At 73.0% G+C, this 15,690-nt stretch carries 14 protein-coding genes and 5 tRNA genes; 5 read left to right on the top strand and 14 right to left on the bottom strand.

The annotated features are described in order from the left end of the window. Window positions 1-40: 40 nt before the first annotated feature. Both ABT238_RS23665 and ABT238_RS23660 read right to left on the bottom strand, forming a co-directional pair. Window positions 41-1,042 (bottom strand): NAD(P)H-dependent glycerol-3-phosphate dehydrogenase, encoded by a 1,002-nt coding sequence (locus ABT238_RS23665; protein ID WP_350568758.1) that lies wholly within the window; start codon window positions 1,040-1,042, stop codon window positions 41-43. Beyond that, complete coding sequence (locus tag ABT238_RS23660) at window positions 1,039-1,866, bottom strand: lysophospholipid acyltransferase family protein (protein ID WP_350568759.1); 828 nt, start codon at window positions 1,864-1,866, stop codon at window positions 1,039-1,041. Before ABT238_RS23660 ends, ABT238_RS23665 begins: the two co-directional genes overlap by 4 nt. Window positions 1,867-2,079: 213 nt before the next feature. Here ABT238_RS23660 and cofC point away from each other — a divergent pair, with 213 nt between their 5' ends. Both cofC and ABT238_RS23650 read left to right on the top strand, forming a co-directional pair. Next, entirely contained in the window at window positions 2,080-2,781 is a 702-nt protein-coding gene (cofC, locus tag ABT238_RS23655) for a 2-phospho-L-lactate guanylyltransferase (protein ID WP_350568761.1), read from the top strand. 43 nt (window positions 2,782-2,824) lie between these two features. Continuing rightward, window positions 2,825-3,046 (top strand): hypothetical protein, encoded by a 222-nt coding sequence (locus tag ABT238_RS23650; protein WP_350568763.1) that lies wholly within the window; start codon window positions 2,825-2,827, stop codon window positions 3,044-3,046. A 119-nt stretch (window positions 3,047-3,165) separates the two neighbouring features. Here the strand turns inward: ABT238_RS23650 and ABT238_RS23645 are convergent, their stop codons facing one another. The 4 genes from ABT238_RS23645 to leuC form a co-directional block, all read right to left on the bottom strand. After that, window positions 3,166-3,921, bottom strand: a complete 756-nt coding sequence (locus ABT238_RS23645) for an HU family DNA-binding protein (protein ID WP_350568765.1) — start codon at window positions 3,919-3,921, stop codon at window positions 3,166-3,168. 133 nt (window positions 3,922-4,054) lie between these two features. Continuing rightward, window positions 4,055-4,402 carry an SCO5555 family protein gene (locus ABT238_RS38815; protein WP_380764579.1) on the bottom strand — a complete coding sequence of 116 codons (348 nt, stop codon included), beginning with the start codon at window positions 4,400-4,402 and terminating at the stop codon, window positions 4,055-4,057. A gap of 184 nt (window positions 4,403-4,586) precedes the next feature. Further along, window positions 4,587-5,183, bottom strand: a complete 597-nt coding sequence (leuD, locus tag ABT238_RS23635; protein WP_350568766.1) for a 3-isopropylmalate dehydratase small subunit — start codon at window positions 5,181-5,183, stop codon at window positions 4,587-4,589. 5 nt (window positions 5,184-5,188) lie between these two features. Continuing rightward, the gene (leuC, locus tag ABT238_RS23630; RefSeq protein ID WP_350568767.1) at window positions 5,189-6,610 is read right to left on the bottom strand and encodes a 3-isopropylmalate dehydratase large subunit; all 1,422 of its coding nucleotides are present in this window, start codon (window positions 6,608-6,610) and stop codon (window positions 5,189-5,191) included. 229 nt (window positions 6,611-6,839) lie between these two features. On the opposite strand from leuC, the gene ABT238_RS23625 reads away from it, so the two are divergent. Next, window positions 6,840-7,553, top strand: coding sequence for an IclR family transcriptional regulator (locus ABT238_RS23625; RefSeq protein ID WP_030306825.1), 714 nt, complete (start codon window positions 6,840-6,842; stop codon window positions 7,551-7,553). A gap of 156 nt (window positions 7,554-7,709) precedes the next feature. On the opposite strand, the gene ABT238_RS23620 is transcribed toward ABT238_RS23625, so the two are convergent. From ABT238_RS23620 to ABT238_RS23585, 8 genes are all read right to left on the bottom strand, one after another. Next, window positions 7,710-7,784 (bottom strand) — tRNA-Gln (locus ABT238_RS23620). A gap of 46 nt (window positions 7,785-7,830) precedes the next feature. After that, window positions 7,831-7,903, bottom strand: a tRNA-Glu gene (locus tag ABT238_RS23615). Between the two features lie 27 nt (window positions 7,904-7,930). Further along, window positions 7,931-8,003 (bottom strand) — tRNA-Glu (locus ABT238_RS23610). A gap of 27 nt (window positions 8,004-8,030) precedes the next feature. Further along, window positions 8,031-8,103, bottom strand: a tRNA-Glu gene (locus ABT238_RS23605). Window positions 8,104-8,145: 42 nt separating this feature from the next. Next, window positions 8,146-8,217 (bottom strand) — tRNA-Gln (locus tag ABT238_RS23600). A gap of 225 nt (window positions 8,218-8,442) precedes the next feature. Next, the gene (gene gltX / locus ABT238_RS23595) at window positions 8,443-9,939 is read right to left on the bottom strand and encodes a glutamate--tRNA ligase (protein ID WP_350568769.1); all 1,497 of its coding nucleotides are present in this window, start codon (window positions 9,937-9,939) and stop codon (window positions 8,443-8,445) included. Further along, entirely contained in the window at window positions 9,932-10,732 is an 801-nt protein-coding gene (locus ABT238_RS23590; RefSeq protein WP_350568771.1) for a fumarylacetoacetate hydrolase family protein, read from the bottom strand. Before ABT238_RS23590 ends, gltX begins: the two co-directional genes overlap by 8 nt. A 204-nt stretch (window positions 10,733-10,936) precedes the next feature. After that, entirely contained in the window at window positions 10,937-11,158 is a 222-nt protein-coding gene (locus tag ABT238_RS23585; protein WP_350568773.1) for a hypothetical protein, read from the bottom strand. Window positions 11,159-11,787: 629 nt separating this feature from the next. On the opposite strand from ABT238_RS23585, the gene ABT238_RS23580 reads away from it, so the two are divergent. Both ABT238_RS23580 and ABT238_RS23575 read left to right on the top strand, forming a co-directional pair. After that, window positions 11,788-15,543 (top strand): sensor histidine kinase, encoded by a 3,756-nt coding sequence (locus ABT238_RS23580; protein WP_350785559.1) that lies wholly within the window; start codon window positions 11,788-11,790, stop codon window positions 15,541-15,543. Between the two features lie 10 nt (window positions 15,544-15,553). After that, a partial coding sequence (locus tag ABT238_RS23575) for a roadblock/LC7 domain-containing protein (RefSeq protein WP_329882915.1) occupies window positions 15,554-15,690 on the top strand: 137 nt, incomplete at its 3' end.

Genomic DNA, 15,690 nt, shown 5'->3' with positions numbered 1-15,690 from the left:
ACCCCGAGGCGGGTTTCCGGCCGGTGACCGACCCGGCCCGCTACCTGCGCTCGGGCTTGGCGGAGCGGGACATCAGCGCCTGCAGCGCCTCCTGGGTGGGCCGGCCGCTGTGGACGACGTCCACCACCGCCTCGACGATCGGCATGTCGACGCCGTTGCGGCGGGCCAGGTCGAGCACCGACTCGCAGGACTTGACGCCCTCGGCGGTCTGCCGGGTGGCCGCGATGGTCTCCGCGAGCGACATGCCCCGGCCCAGGTTGACGCCGAAGGTGTGGTTGCGGGAGAGCGGCGAGGAGCAGGTCGCCACCAGGTCGCCCATGCCCGCCAGCCCCGCGAAGGTGTACGGGTCGGCGCCGAGCGCCAGCCCCAGCCGGGTGGTCTCGGCGAGCCCGCGGGTGATCAGCGTCGCCTTGGTGTTGTCGCCCAGGCCCATGCCGTCGGCCATGCCGACCGCCAGGCCGATCACGTTCTTGACCGCCCCGCCGAGCTCGCAGCCGATCACGTCGGTGTTGGTGTACGGCCGGAAGTACGGCGTGTGGCAGGCCGCCTGGAGCCGCTTGGCGACCGCCTCGTCGGTGCAGGCGACCACACTGGCGGCCGGCTGCCGGTTGGCGATCTCCCGGGCCAGGTTCGGTCCGCTGACCACGGCGATCCGCTCCGGACCGACCCCGGCGACCTCGGCGACGACCTCGGTCATCCGCTTGGCGGTGCCGAGTTCGATGCCCTTCATCAGGCTGACCAGGACGGTCCGCGGCTCCAGCAGCGGCGCCCAGGCGGCCAGGTTCTCGCGCAGCGTCTGCGAGGGGACCGCCAGCACCGCGAAGTCCGCGCCGGCCAGCGCCTCGGCGGGGTCGGTGGTGGCCCGGACGGAGTCGGGCAGCCGGACGCCGGGCAGGTAGTCCGGGTTGGTGTGGGTGGCGTTGACGGCGTCCGCCAGCTCCTGGCGGCGGCCCCAGAGGGTCACCTCGCAGCCGGCGTCGGCGAGGATCATCGCGAACGCGGTGCCCCAGGAGCCGGTGCCGAACACGGCGCAGCGGGTCACTTGTCGCCCTCCCCGGTGCCGTCGGTGCCCCGGGCCGCGGCGGGCCGGCGGGCCGCCGCGGCGGCGGCCCGTCTGCGGGCGGCCTCCCGCATGTCGTACCGCTCGGCGGGCGGCTCCTCGCCGCGGATGTCGGCCAGCACGGCGGTGATCGCCGTCATGATGTCCTCGGTGGCGTCCCTGAGCACCTGGGCGGTCAGCTCCTGGTCCCGGTACTTGCTCAGGTCGACGGCCGGACCGGCCGCGACGGTCACCCGGTGCCGCGGGAACAGGTTGAACCTGCCCTTGCCCGAAGCGCCCCTGCCGTACGGCGGGATGATCTCGTGGGCGCCCCAGTGGGCGACCGGGATGACCGGGGCGCCGGTCATCAGCGCCACCCGGGCGACGCCGCTCTTGCCGGTCATCGGCCACAGGTCCGGGTCCCGGGTGAGCGTGCCCTCCGGGTAGAACTGCACGCACTGCCCCTGGTCGACCGCGTCGATGGCCGCCCGGAACGCCTGCGCGGCGTCGGTCGACTCGCGGAACACCGGGATCTGGCCGGTCTTGCGGAGCATGAACCCGATGAACGGGACCGAGAACAGCGAGGACTTGCCGAGGATCCGCGGCGGCCGCCCGCTGTTGTACTGCCAGTGCGCGTACACCACCGGGTCGATGATCGAGTTGTGGTTGACGGCGGCGATGAAGCCGCCCTCCTTCGGGAGGTGCTCCCAGCCCCGCCAGTCGGGCTTGACCAGGGCGGTCGTCACCGGCTTCACCAGCACGGCCGCAAAGCGGTACCAGAAGCCGTAGTCGGCATTGCCGAAGCTGGCGTACGAGCGGCGGGCCACCCCAGATCCTCCTCATCCGTGCGGCACGCCGGGGTGCCGCGGTCGATCTCGCGTCCGCGGCCTCTCGGGGCGCGGGCGCGGAACAGTCTCGCCCGACCGCTCACCGGCTGTCGAGCAACCCCGCCCGCCCGCCGCGCGGGCGTGATCAAACGCACGTCCGCACAGCTCGGACGGCCTGGCGAGGGCTCCGGGACCAGCGCCACAATGACGCCGATGACCCAGGACACCGTACGCCCCAGCGGGCCCGCCGCGCCCGCCGCACCCGCCGCCGGCTGGTCGCTGGTGCTGCCGCTCAAGCCGCTCGCCCGGGCCAAGTCCCGGCTGGCCCCGTTCGCCGGCCCGCACCGCCCGGACCTCGCGCTCTCCTTCGCCCTGGACACCGTCGGCGCCGCGCTGGCCGCGCCCGGGGTCGGCCGGGTCCTGGTGGTGACCCGGGACGCCGGGGCCGGTGCGCGGCTGGCCGCGCTCGGCGCCCTGATCGTCGACGACGAGCCCGGGGGCGGCCTCAACGAGGCACTGGCGCACGGCGCGGCGACCGCGCTGCTGCTCGCGCCCCGCGCGCCCTTGGCCGCGCTCTCGGCGGACCTGCCGGCGCTGCGCCCGGACGAGCTGGCCCGGGTGCTCGGCGCCGCGCCCGCGACCGGCCGGGCCTTCCTGGCGGACGCCCCGGGCGTGGGCACCACCCTGCTGGCCTGCGCCCCGGGCAGCGTGCTCGCCCCCGCGTTCGGGGGCGGCTCGCGGGCCCGGCACGCGGCCGGCGGCGCCCGCGAACTGCGCCTGCCCCGCGTGGAGTCGGTCCGCCGGGACGTCGACACCGGGGAGGACCTGGCCGAGGCCCTGGCACTCGGCGTCGGCCCGCACACCACCGCCCTGGCGGCCCGGCTCGGCTACCTGCCCCCGCGGCGGCCCCGCTGAGACGGCGCGGGGAACTGTCGGTGGCCCTCGCTATGCTGCTGCCATGCAGGCCACCGCGTTCACCTTCGACCCCGCCACCCGGGCCGGCTCCGTGCTGCTCGACGACGGGACCCCGGTGCCGTTCGGCGCGGACGCCTTCGACGCCGGCGGCCTGCGGCTGCTGCGCCCCGGCCAGCGGGTGCGGATCCGCACCGAGGGCACCGGCGAGGCCCGCCGGGTGGTCTTCGTGACGCTGCAGACCTTCCCGGACCCGGCCGCGGGCTGATCCCCGGCCCGCCCCGGAAATCCCGGAAAAGCGAAGAGCCGTGGCCCCGCCCTGCCCGGAATTCCGGGGGATGGCGGTGCCACGGCTCTCGAAGGCCGTCCGGCGCGGACGCGCGGTGACTACTTGGCGGTGGTCTTGCGCGCGGTGGTCTTGCGGGTGGCGGTCTTCTTCGCCGGAGCCGTCTTCTTGGCCGTGGCGGTCGCCTTCTTGGCGGTCGCGGTGGTCTTCTTGGCGGCAGCCGTGGTCGCCGTCTTCTTGGCGGCGGCCGTGGTCTTCTTGGTCGCGGCCGCGGTGGTCTTCTTCGCGGCGGCGGCGGTGGTCTTCTTGGTGGCGGTCGCCGCCTTCTTGGCGGCAGCCGTGGTCTTCTTCGCCGCGGTGGCCGTCTTGGCGGCGGTCGCCTTGGTGGCGGTGGCCTTGGTGGCGGTCGCCTTCTTGGCGGCGGCCTTCTTGGCCGGGGTGGCGGCGGCAGCGGCGGCGGCCGTGGCGGAACGCTTGGTGGCAGCCCGCTTGGCGGCCGGGGTCGCGGCGACGCCGCTCTTGCCCGGGGTGAGGGAGCCCTTGGGGGCCTTCTTCACCGAGGGGCCTTCCTTCGGCAGCTTCTTGGCACCGCTGACCAGGTCCTTGAAGCCCTGGCCCGGGCGGAAGCGGGGCACCGAGGTCTTCTTGACCTTGACCTTCTCGCCGGTCTGCGGGTTGCGGGCGAAGCGCGCGGAGCGCTCCACCTTCTCAAAGGTGCCGAAACCGGTGACCGAAACGCGGTCGCCGGCCACGACGGCGCGCACCATGGTGTCGAGCACTGCGTCGACGGCCTCTGCGGCAGCCTTGCGACCGCCCAGCTGCTCGGCCACCGCTTCGACAAGCTGAGCCTTGTTCACGTCTTCCCCTTCGGAAACGGGCGCCGGATGATTCCATCCGTTCATTTCGCACGTTAGGTATGTATCTGCGGACTTTCAATTACCAAACGCGCGAATCACCCTAGTGTCGCAATGGATTTGCGCGTCGGCGACCTCAGTCGACGGGCGGGCGCCCCTCGTCGAGGTCCTGCACAAAGCGACTCAACCGCCGCGCCGCCTCCGGAAGATCGCGCTTGGCGGTCTCCGTGACGATGAGCAGTTGACGGGTGAGAGCGGTCTTTGCATCGGCAGACACGTTCAGCGCATGCACGCGGTCGTGAGCTTGCTTCAACCGCTCGGCCACAAGCGCGAAGAGCGCTGCGACTTCCGGGTCGTCCGGCCCCTCAGCAGGTGAGGTTGCGGCGTCCGGCCGATCGTCAATTCGGCGTTCGGATCCCCGGCCCGTGGACTCCGGTGACGCGGGTTCGCCGCCCGCGTACGGAGGTTCATGGTGCCGGTGCATGCACTGATTGTGCCATCTACACGCAGTTGTGCATGCTCGGGGGCCCTCTGCCGCAAAACCGAATCCCCAATCCGGGGGCGGCGGGCGGGCACAACTCCCGCCCCGGAACGGCGGATGGCCCGCCCCCCCGAGGGGGGAGCGGGCCATCCGGCGGTTCGTCAGAATGCTTGTTCAGAAGGGGAGCTCAGGCCACCGGCAGGGTACGCGGCTTGAACGCGGGACGACGCTCCTCGAACGCGGCGATGTCGGCCTCGTTCCGCAGGGTGATGCTGATGTCGTCCAGGCCGTTGAGCAGCCGCCACCGCACGTTGTCGTCCAGTTCGAAGGGCGCGGTGACGCCCTCGGCGCGCACCTCGCGGGCCTCCAGGTCGACGGTGATCTCCGCGGCCGGGTCGGCCTCGGTGAGCTCCCAGAGCCGCTCCACGGTCTCCTGCGGGAGGACCACGGTCAGCAGGCCGTTCTTCAGCGAGTTGCCGCGGAAGATGTCGGCGAAGCGCGAGGAGATCACCGCGTGGAAGCCGTAGTTCTGCAGGGCCCAGACGGCGTGCTCGCGGGAGGAGCCGGTGCCGAACTCGGGGCCGGCCACCAGGACGGTGGCACCCTGGCGCTCGGGCCGGTTGAGGATGAACGACTCGTCCTTGCGCCAGGCCTCGAACAGCCCGCCCTCGAAACCGGAACGGGTGACCTTCTTGAGCCAGTGGGCGGGGATGATCTGGTCGGTGTCGACGTTGCTGCGGCGCAGCGGCACGGCCCGGCCGGTGTGGGTGGTGAACTTCTCCATGCTGCTCAGACCTCCACGGCGGCGTCGGCCACCAGATCGGCGGGGGCCGCCAGGCGCCCCAGGACGGCGGTCGCGGCGGCGACCTGCGGCGAGACCAGGTGGGTGCGTCCGCCCTTGCCCTGGCGGCCCTCGAAGTTGCGGTTCGAGGTGGAGGCGCAGCGCTCGCCGGGGGCGAGCTGGTCGGGGTTCATGCCCAGGCACATCGAGCAGCCCGCGTGCCGCCACTCGGCGCCGGCCGCGGTGAACACCTTGTCCAGGCCCTCCTCGACGGCCTGCAGGGCGACCCGGACGGAGCCGGGCACGACCAGCATCCGCACGCCGTCGGCGACCCGGCGGTCGCGCAGCAGCTCGGCGGCGGCGCGCAGGTCCTCGATCCGGCCGTTGGTGCAGGAGCCGACGAAGACCGCGTCGACCTCCACCTCGCGCAGCGGGGTGCCGGCCTCCAGGCCCATGTAGGCCAGGGCGTTCTCGGCGGCGATCCGCTCCTGCGGGTCGGCGAAGGAGGCCGGGTCCGGGACGGCGGAGCCGAGCGGGGCGCCCTGGCCGGGGTTGGTGCCCCAGGTCACGAACGGGGTCAGCTCGGAGGCGTCGATGAAGATCTCGTGGTCGAAGACCGCGTCCTCGTCGGTGACCAGGGTCTTCCAGTACTCGACGGCGGCGTCCCAGTCCTCGCCCTGCGGGGCGTGCGGGCGGCCCTTGAGGTACGCGAAGGTGGTCTCGTCGGGGGCGATCATGCCGGCCCGGGCACCCGCCTCGATGGACATGTTGCAGACGGTCATCCGGGCCTCCATGGAGAGGCCGCGGATCGCCGAGCCGCGGTACTCCAGGACGTAGCCCTGGCCGCCGCCGGTGCCGATCCGGGCGATGATCGCCAGGATCAGGTCCTTGGCGGTGACGCCCTCGGGCAGCTCGCCCTCGACGGTGATCGCCATGGTCCGGAACGGGGCCAGCGGCAGGGTCTGGGTGGCCAGCACGTGCTCGACCTGGCTGGTGCCGATGCCGAACGCCAGCGCGCCGAAGGCGCCGTGGGTGGAGGTGTGGGAATCGCCACAGACGACGGTGGTGCCGGGCTGGGTCAGGCCCAGCTGCGGGCCGACCACGTGCACGACGCCCTGCTCGACATCGCCCAGCGAGTGGATCCGGACGCCGAACTCGGCCGCGTTCCTGCGCAGGGTCTCCAGCTGGACCCTGGAGACCGGGTCGGCGATCGGCTTGTCGATGTCCAGGGTCGGGGTGTTGTGGTCCTCGGTGGCGATCGTGAGATCGGTGCGGCGGACCGTGCGCCCGGCCAGCCGCAGGCCGTCGAAGGCCTGCGGGCTGGTCACCTCGTGGAGCAGGTGCAGGTCGATGAAGAGCAGGTCGGGCTCGCCCTCCGCGCGCCGGACGACGTGGTCGTCCCAGACCTTCTCTGCGAGTGTCCGTCCCATCGGGTTCCCTCCAGCCGGCCGCGTTGCCGGCCTTCTCGTGTCGTCGGGGTCGAAGCTGTCGCCGCCCTGTGCGGCGCGTCGCGCGACCTGCACGCCGGATCGGTGTCCACGATGCGGACACCCGGCCGGGGCCGCATCCTGGATGTCTCCCGGGCTGCTGCATCCAGAGTGGCGCTTTTCGCGGAAGATTGAACTTGCGTCTCGCGGAATGAGACTGCAGTCTTAGCGCATGGACAACTCTAGCGGCGTCGGCGTTCTCGACAAGGCCGCTCTGGTGCTGAGCGCACTGGAGTCGGGCCCCGCCACGTTGGCGGGGCTGGTCGCCGCCACCGGTCTGGCGCGCCCCACGGCCCACAGACTCGCCGTCGCACTCGAACACCACCGTCTGGTCACCAGGGACATGCAGGGCCGCTTCATCCTCGGCCCCCGCCTGTCCGAACTCTCCGCCGCGGCGGGCGAGGACCGGCTGCTCGCCACCGCGGGCCCGGTCCTGACCCACCTGCGCGACGTCACCGGCGAGAGCGCACAGCTCTACCGCCGGCAGGGCGAGATGCGGATCTGCGTCGCGGCCGCCGAGCGGCTCTCCGGTCTGCGGGACACCGTCCCGGTCGGCAGCACCCTGCCGATGAAGGCCGGCTCGGCCGCCCAGGTCCTGCTCGCCTGGGAGGAGCCCGAGCGGCTCCACCGGGGCCTGCAGGGCGCCCGCTTCACCGCCACCGCGCTCAGCGGCGTCCGGCGGCGCGGCTGGGCCCAGTCGATCGGCGAGCGGGAGCCGGGCGTGGCGTCCGTCTCCGCGCCGGTCCGCGGACCCTCCAACCGCGTCGTGGCCGCCGTGTCGGTCTCCGGCCCGATCGAGCGCCTGACCCGCCACCCGGGCCGGCTGCACGCCCAGGCCATCATCGAGGCCGCCAACCGCCTCACCGAGGCCCTGCGCCGCAGCTGACCCCCGGCCCTTCCCCCGCCCCCACTCCCCGTTTCCCCCACTCCCCCACGGAATACCGAAAAGGGCCCCGCTCGATGCCGAGCGGGGCCCTTCGGGTCGGTGGAATTCCCGGGCCGGGAAACAAGAAAGACCCCGGGGACCGGGGCCTTCATTTTCTGGCTGGGGTACCAGGACTCGAACCTAGACTAAATGAACCAGAATCACTCGTGCTGCCAATTACACCATACCCCAACAAAGCAATCAGCCGATGAGCTGGCCCATCGGCTTCACGCTTCGGTACCCCCGACCGGATTCGAACCGGCGCTACCGCCTTGAGAGGGCGGCGTGCTAGGCCGCTACACAACGGGGGCTTTCCAGGCGATCCCTTGCGAGATCAGTACCCCCGACCGGATTCGAACCGGCGCTACCGCCTTGAGAGGGCGGCGTGCTAGGCCGCTACACAACGGGGGCTTTCCAGGCGGTCCCTTGCGGGACCAGTACCCCCGACCGGATTCGAACCGGCGCTACTGCCGTGAGAGGGCAGCGTGCTAGGCCGCTACACAACGGGGGCTTGCTCTTCTGTTGTGCGATCCGGGTGGACCGCGGTACTGCGCTGGGGTACCAGGACTCGAACCTAGACTAAATGAACCAGAATCACTCGTGCTGCCAATTACACCATACCCCACCAGAGTTGAACCCCTGTCGGGGATCCGCTCGGGCTTGCGCCTCCCGTCCGGCTCCGGCGTGGGTTTCGCTCCCTCGTCGTTGCCCTCCCGGGCGGCGCAGAAAGAACATTACCCGACGTCCGCCCCGGCTCCAAAATCGATAACCCCAGGCAGCGGGCAGGGGGCTGTCCGGTGACGTCCGGGGAGGCCGCGGGCCCGGCGCGCGACCGGGCCCGCGGGCGGGGTCAGGCCGCCGGCAGGGCCGCCGCGGCGGCGGTCAGCCGGCGCAGCGTCTCCGGGCGTCCGAGCAGCTCCATCGACTCGAACAGCGGTGGGGAGACCCGCCGGCCGGTCACCGCCACCCGCAGCGGGGTGAAGGCGAACTTCGGCTTGATGCCCAGGCCCTCCACCAGGGCCTCGCGCAGCGCGGCCTGGATCGCCTCCGGCTCGAAGTCGCCGAGCGTCCCCAGCGCCGCGATGCTCGCCTCCAGCACCGGCCGGGCGTCCGCGGTGAGCACCTTGGCCGCGTCCTGCGGGTCGACGGCGAAGTCCTCGGGCGCGACGAACAGGAAGCCGGCCATGCCGACGATCTCGCCGAGCACCACCATCCGCTCCTGGGTGAGCGGCGCCACCTTCGCCAGCAGCTCCAGCTGCCCGGCGCTCGGCTCGGCCGGCAGCAGTCCGGGGGCCTGCAGGTACGGCACCAGGCGGCGGACGAAGTCCTCCGGGGCCAGCCGGCGCAGGTGCTCGGCGTTGATCGCCTCGCACTTCTTCAGGTCGAAGCGGGCCGGGTTGGAGTTGACCTTGGTGATGTCGAAGGCCGCGACCAGCTCGTCCACGGTGAAGACGTCGCGGTCCTCGGCGAGCGACCAGCCCAGCAGCGACAGGTAGTTGAGCAGGCCCTCGGGGATGAAGCCGCGCTCCCGGTAGAGGTTGAGCGAGGCCTGCGGGTCGCGCTTGGAGAGCTTCTTGTTGCCCTCGCCCATGACGTACGGCAGGTGGCCGAAGCGCGGGGTGGAGCCGTCGCCGACGCCGATGTCGGCGAGCGCGGCGTAGAGCGCGATCTGGCGCGGGGTCGAGGAGAGCAGGTCCTCGCCGCGCAGCACGTGGGTGATGCCCATCAGGGCGTCGTCCACCGGGTTGACCAGGGTGTAGAGCGGCGCGCCGTTGGCCCGGACGATGCCGTAGTCGGGGACGTTCTCCGGCTCGAACGAGAGCGTGCCGCGCACCAGGTCGTCGAAGGCGATGGTGGTGTCCGGCATCCGGAAGCGCAGGATCGGCTCGCGGCGCTCCAGCGCGAAGACGGCGCGCTGCTCGTCCGTCAGGTCGCGGCAGTGGCCGTCGTAGCCGGAGGGCCGGCCGGCCGCGCGGGCGGCCTCGCGGCGGGCGTCCAGCTCCTCGGTGGAGCAGTAGCAGTGGTAGGCGTGGCCGGCCTCCAGCAGCCGGCGGGCGACGTCCGCGTAGACGTCCATCCGCTGCGACTGGCGGTAGGGCGCGTGCGGGCCGCCGACCTCCGGGCCCTCGTCCCAGTCGAAACCGAGCCACTTCATCGCGTCGAGCAGCTGCCCGTAGGACTCCTCGGAGTCGCGGGCCGCGTCGGTGTCCTCGATGCGGAAGACCAGGGTGCCGCCGTGGTGGCGGGCGAAGGCCCAGTTGAACAGGGCGGTGCGGACCAGGCCCACGTGCGGGTTGCCGGTCGGGGACGGGCAGAAGCGCACCCGCACGGCCGGGGCGTCAGCCACGCTTGACCACCTTGTTGGCCAGGGTGCCGATGCCCTCGACGGTCACGGCGACCTCGTCGCCGACGTTCAGCGGCCCCACCCCGGCGGGGGTGCCGGTGAGGATGACGTCACCGGGCAGCAGCGTCATGGCCTCGGAGACGTGCACGATCAGCTCGGCGACCGAGCGGACCATCAGCGAGGTGCGGCCGGTCTGCCGCAGCTCGCCGTTGACCGTGCAGGTGACGGCGAGGTCGGAGGGGTCGAGGTCGGTCTCGATCCACGGGCCGAGCGGGCAGGAGGTGTCGAAGCCCTTGGCCCGGGCCCACTGGCCCTCGCGCTGCTGCACGTCGCGCGCGGTGACGTCGTTGGCGCAGGTGTAGCCGAGGATCACCTCGGGCACCCGGTCCAGCGGCACCTCGCGGCACATCCGGCCGATCACCACGGCCAGTTCGGCCTCGTGCTGGACGTCCGAGGAGAACGGCGGGTAGGCGATGGACTCGGTCGGGCCGATCACCGAGGTGGACGGCTTGAAGAAGGTGAGCGGGACGTCCGGGACGTCGTTGCCCAGCTCGGCGGCGTGCGCGGCGTAGTTGCGGCCGACCGCGACGATCTTGTTGGGCAGCATCGGGCTGAGCAGCCGGACGTCCTGGAAGCGGTAGCTCTCGCCGGTCGGCTGGGGCTGACCGAACGGGTGGCCGGCCAGCGCGTGGACCACCAGCGACTCCGGCCGGGCCGGGTCCCCCTCGACCACACCGAAGGAGACGCTGCCGGCGGCAGGGCTCCCTTCCCGGACGGAAAACCTGGCAATGCGCACGGCTGGGCTACCCCTCGCTTCGACGGCCGCCCGGGGCGCGCCCGGGCGCTGGTGGGTGCCGCGGCCCCTTCGGACCCGGCCCCGCTCGATCGCTGCCCAGGCTATCGCGTGGGCCCTGACCTGGCCCGCCGCCGCGAGCGGGCGAAGACACGACGGGCGCCGTCACCAGGGTGACGGCGCCCGTCGGGGCGTACGCGGAACGCCTCAGTCCTGCGGGACGTTCACCACCGGGGCGACCATCAGCTGGGTGCGGCGCGGGTTGGCGGTGGCGGCCGGCAGTTCGGCCGCGTAGGTCACGACGTCCTCGGGCTTGCGGGCGCCGGGGATCTGGCCGAAGTCCTCGACCGAGGCCAGCGTCGTCCGGCGCGGGTTCGCCGTGGAGCGGCTGGTCAGCGTGGACCTGGTGGCCTTCTTCGCCTGGGACATCTCGTCAGCACCTCAAGGTCGCGGCCGGGCGACCGACCACGATCGGCACCGGCCTGAGTGATTCGGGGAGATTCTGGGCAGGCTGATCAGGGGCCGTGCTCCGGATACAGCAAGATTACGGATCTCTTTCCACAGCCACCGTGACCAAAGCTACACATTCGTCTGTGATTTTGGTCACAAAACACGGAACATATCTCTGATATCCGACATATCGCTGCATCGCCCTTTACTGGCATATCGGAAATATCGGGCATACCCGAAGCTCCGCCCATCGTGTTGATCTCGGGTCTGCTTGGCATGTATCCGGCGAGTGTCCGAAAAAGGCGGTATTCCGGTCCGTTTGCCGCACAGTCGGTGAGTTACCGCGCGCGGTGCGTAGTGCCGTCCGGTGTGCCCCGTCCGCCCTTGTTGGGATTCCCCGGCTGTGCTGGAATGCCACGGACCGTGGGTAGGGAGCTGTCCACCCCGGTGACCCGCTCTCCCGGACCGGCCGGGGTGCGGATGGAAACTCGACACCGTCCAGGCCGTGGCGACGCGGCGGGACGCCCGGTCCAGAGGTTGCGACGCCAGTGCAGGGACGTTTCAAAAGGGGTAGCGGCGCCGCGGGTGACCCGGAGTCGCGTGAGCCCGTGGCAGCCCCCCAGCAGGCGGCGGCCCCCGGCGGCCCGGCCGAACCGGCACCCGACGTGGTCGGCGGGCCGGAGGAGGACGGGGCGGAGCGGAAGTCGACCCGCGGCAAGCTCCGCAGCTCCCTGACCCGCCGGCGCGCCAAGGGCATGAGCCGCCTCGCCATGCGCAACTGGCGCATCCGCAGCAAGCTCATCGCCCTGCTCGCGCTCCCGGTCCTGGTCGCGCTGGTCCTCGGTGGCCTGCGCATCCAGACCTCGCTCGAGACCTCGCAGCAGCTGGCCCAGATGGCCAACCTCTCGGACCTGGCCAAGAAGGCGACCGACCTCGCCAACGCCCTGCAGAACGAGCGGGACGTCAGCGCGGGCCCGATCACCGCCAAGCCCAACGCGCCGCTGGACGACGACATCGTCGCCGCCCGCAAGGTCACCGACGACCTCAGCCGCACCTTCACCGCGTCCTCGGACAAGTTCGAGAACCTCGAACTCTCCGGCGGAAAGGCGCTGCTCTTCCAGATCCGCAAGGACCTGAACTCGGTCTCCGACGCGCGCGGCAACCCGTACCAGAACAACCAGAACATCCAGGCGACGATCACCGCGTACGACGTGATCATCCGCGACCTGCTGTCGATCACCCAGGACATCGCGCTCGCGTCCAACAACCGCGAGCTGGTCCGCGCGACCCGCGCCCTCCAGCAGTTCTCGCTCGCCAAGAACGCCACCTCGCAGCAGCGCGCGCTGATCAGCGCCGCGCTCGCCAACCCGGGCGGCCCGGACCTCAGCCTCAGCGACGAGTCCTTCGGCATCCGGCTGAAGTCGTCCTACGACAACGCGCTCACCGGGTTCAACAACATCTACACCTCGCACGACCTGGACAACCTGCGCGGCCAGCTGAGCTACAACTCGGTGGTCGCCGCGGCCGACCGCTTCGCGCGCTCGATCCTCCAGCAGAGCGGCATCCGCCAGGCCGAGACCGTCAGCTACAAGGACTGGTACGAGCAGTCCACCGCCAAGATCGCCGCCGAGCGCCGGATCGAGTCCAAGCTCATCGAGGACCTCGACGGCAAGGCCCAGGAGCTCCAGTCCCAGGCCGACACCGAGGCCCTGATCATCGGTGCCGCCGTCGCGCTGGTGCTGCTCGTCGCCCTCGGTGGTGCCGGTCTGATCGCCCGCTCGATGGTGCGCTCGCTGACCCGTCTGCAGGCCGCGGCCGAGGACGTCGCCGAGCGGCGGCTGCCCGAGCTGGTCAAGACGCTCTCCGAGTCCGACCCGCACGACGTGGACGTCACCGTCGAGCCGGTCGCCGTCGACTCCGCGGACGAGATCGGCCACGTGGCGCACGCCTTCGACATGGTGCACAGCGAGGCCGTCCGCCTCGCCGCCGAGCAGGCCCTGCTGCGCGGCAACATCAACGCGATGTTCACCAACCTCTCGCGCCGCAGCCAGGGCCTCATCCAGCGCCAGCTGTCGCTGATCTCCGAGCTGGAGAGCCGCGAGGCCGACCCGGACCAGCTGGCCAACCTCTTCAAGCTGGACCACCTCGCCACCCGCATGCGCCGCAACGGCGAGAACCTGCTCGTCCTCGCCGGTGAGGACCCGGGCCGCCGCTGGACCCGCCCCGTCCCGCTGGTCGACGTGCTGCGCGCCGCCGCCTCCGAGGTGGAGCAGTACGAGCGCATCGAGCTCGCCGCCGTGCCGTCGGCCGAGGTCGCCGGCCGCGTCGTCAACGACCTCGTCCACCTGCTCGCCGAGCTGCTGGAGAACGCCACCTCGTTCTCCAGCCCGCAGACCCGCGTGCGGGTCACCGGCCACGCGCTGCCGGACGGCCGGGTGCTCGTCGAGATCCACGACACCGGCATCGGCCTGAGCCCCGACGACCTCGCCGAGATCAACGAGCGCCTCGCCAACCCGCCGACGGTGGACGTCTCGGTCTCCCGCCGCATGGGCCTGTTCGTGGTCGGCCGCCTGTCGCTGCGCCACGGCATCCGCATCCAGCTGCGCCCCAGCGACTCCGGTGGCACCACCGCGCTGGTCATGCTCCCGGTGGACGTCACCAACTCCGCCGACCGCCGCGGCCCCGGCCGCTCCGGTGGCGGCCAGCCCAAGCAGCAGCGCGGGGTCACCCCGACGCCGCGCCAGCAGCGCCAGGTCCCGGCCGGTCCGGGCGGGCGCCCCGGCGCCCCGGCGGCGCTCGGCCAGGGTCCGGCGGGCGGTGCCCCGCAGGGCCGGCCGCAGCTCGGCCAGGGCGGGCCCGGCCCGTCCGGCGGACAGGGCGGCCAGGGCGGCCAGAGCGGCCAGGGCGCGGGCGGCGGTCTGCCGACCCGTCAGGCCGGCCAGTCGCTGCGCGAGAACCCGGCGCAGCAGGGCGGGCGGCCGGGTGCCCCCGGCCAGCAGGGTCCCGCCCAGCAGGCCCCCCACCAGCAGGGTCCCGCCCAGCAGGGCGGCCTGCCGCAGCGCACCCCGGGCCGAGGGGGCCCGCAGCAGGGCGGCCCCGGCGGCCTGCCCCGCCGCGGCCAGCAGCCCGGTGCCCAGCAGGGCGGCCCGCAGCAGGGCGGCCCGGGCGGACGCCGTCCCGGCCAGGAGCGCCCGCAGGGCGACGGCGTCCCCGCCGCCCGCGGCGGCGAGCAGCCCCAGCACGGCTGGGCCGACCAGTCGGGCCGCCCGGGCGCGCCGCAGGGCGCCCGCCCCGGTGAGCGTCCGCAGGAGGGGCTGCCGCAGCGTCAGCGGCCCGGCCAGGGCCGTCCGCCGCAGGGCCCCCAGGGCGGTCCGCAGGGCCCGCAGGGCCAGGGCGGCCGTCCGCAGCGGCCCGCGCCGGGTGACCGGCAGCAGCCGCAGCAGCAGACCCAGCCGCTGCCGCAGGTCCAGCAGGCCCAGCCGCTGCCGGCGGCCGAGCCCACCCCGGTGGAGAGCACCCAGCAGTTCGCCCGCCCCCGGTTCGAGGCCAGCGACATCGACCCGCGCGACCCGCTGGGCCTCGGCCTGGTGGAGCCGGTGCTGCCGAGCATGCCCAACCCGGTCCGTCCGGAGCAGGCCGGCCGGCCGCAGCAGCCGCAGGCCCCGCAGCAGCCGGTCCAGCAGCCGCCCGCCCGCCCTGAGCCGATGGCGCTGCCGACCGGACCGTCCGACGGCGGGGCCCCGGCCGGGCAGGGCCGGCCCGGCGAGGAGGGCCGCCCGGCCCAGCAGCAGAGCCGGCCGCGGCCGTACCAGCCGCGCCGCCCCGGCACCACCGCCCCGGGCCACCCGCCGCAGGCACCCGGCCGGCCGGCCACCCAGCCGCAGGCCGACCGGACCCAGCAACAGACCCAGCAGCCGCAGCAGCAGGCCCAGCAGCAGGCCCAGCAGCAGCCGGGTGACGCCCCGTGGCGCCCGTCGGCCAACGACGAGCGCTGGCGCCGCGCCGAGCAGGTCCGCGAGCCGTCGACCAGCGGGGTGACCATGTCGGGCCTGCCCCGGCGCACCCCGCAGGCCAACCTGGTCTCCGGCACCGCCGAGGCGTCCCCGCTGACCGGTCCGCAGGTCTCCCGGGCACCCGAGGAGGTCCGCGGCCGCCTCACCAACCTGCGCCGCGGCATCCAGCAGGGCCGCCGGGCCGGTGCCGAGCAGGCGGCCGGCCAGGCGCCGGGCAACCCGGCGCAGGGCAACCAGGGCCAGGCCGACCAGGGCAACCAGGCCGGTTTCCACCATGGTGCCCAGCAGCCCGGGTTCGATAGTTTCGGGGGCCGGACCGACGGCAACGCCGCAGATCATCAGGAGCGTTGAGTTGAATCAGATGAGCCAGGCCGCACAGAACCTGAACTGGCTGATCACCAACTTCGTGGACAACACCCCCGGGGTGTCGCACACGGTGGTGGTCTCCGCGGACGGCCTCCTGCTGTGCATGTCCGAGGGATTCCCCCGCGACCGCGC

The sequence above is a fragment of the Kitasatospora sp. NPDC001527 genome (assembly GCF_040298605.1).
In the GTDB taxonomy this organism is placed as follows: domain Bacteria; phylum Actinomycetota; class Actinomycetes; order Streptomycetales; family Streptomycetaceae; genus Kitasatospora.
The sequence above is the reverse complement of the archived record's forward strand: the minus strand, read 5'-3'. Positions and strand labels throughout refer to the sequence as shown.

Bases quoted from the DNA above. Each gene is read 5' to 3' on its own strand.
- leuD (WP_350568766.1), bottom strand. From the start codon at position 5,183: ATGGAGAAGTTCACCACCCACACCGGCCGGGCCGTGCCGCTGCGCCGC.
- ABT238_RS23650 (WP_350568763.1), top strand. From the start codon at position 2,825: ATGCAGGCCACCGCGTTCACCTTCGACCCCGCCACCCGGGCCGGCTCC.
- ABT238_RS23585 (WP_350568773.1), bottom strand. From the start codon at position 11,158: ATGTCCCAGGCGAAGAAGGCCACCAGGTCCACGCTGACCAGCCGCTCC.
- cofC (WP_350568761.1), top strand. From the start codon at position 2,080: ATGACCCAGGACACCGTACGCCCCAGCGGGCCCGCCGCGCCCGCCGCA.
- leuC (WP_350568767.1), bottom strand. From the start codon at position 6,610: ATGGGACGGACACTCGCAGAGAAGGTCTGGGACGACCACGTCGTCCGG.
- ABT238_RS23625 (WP_030306825.1), top strand. From the start codon at position 6,840: ATGGACAACTCTAGCGGCGTCGGCGTTCTCGACAAGGCCGCTCTGGTG.
- ABT238_RS38815 (WP_380764579.1), bottom strand. From the start codon at position 4,402: ATGCACCGGCACCATGAACCTCCGTACGCGGGCGGCGAACCCGCGTCA.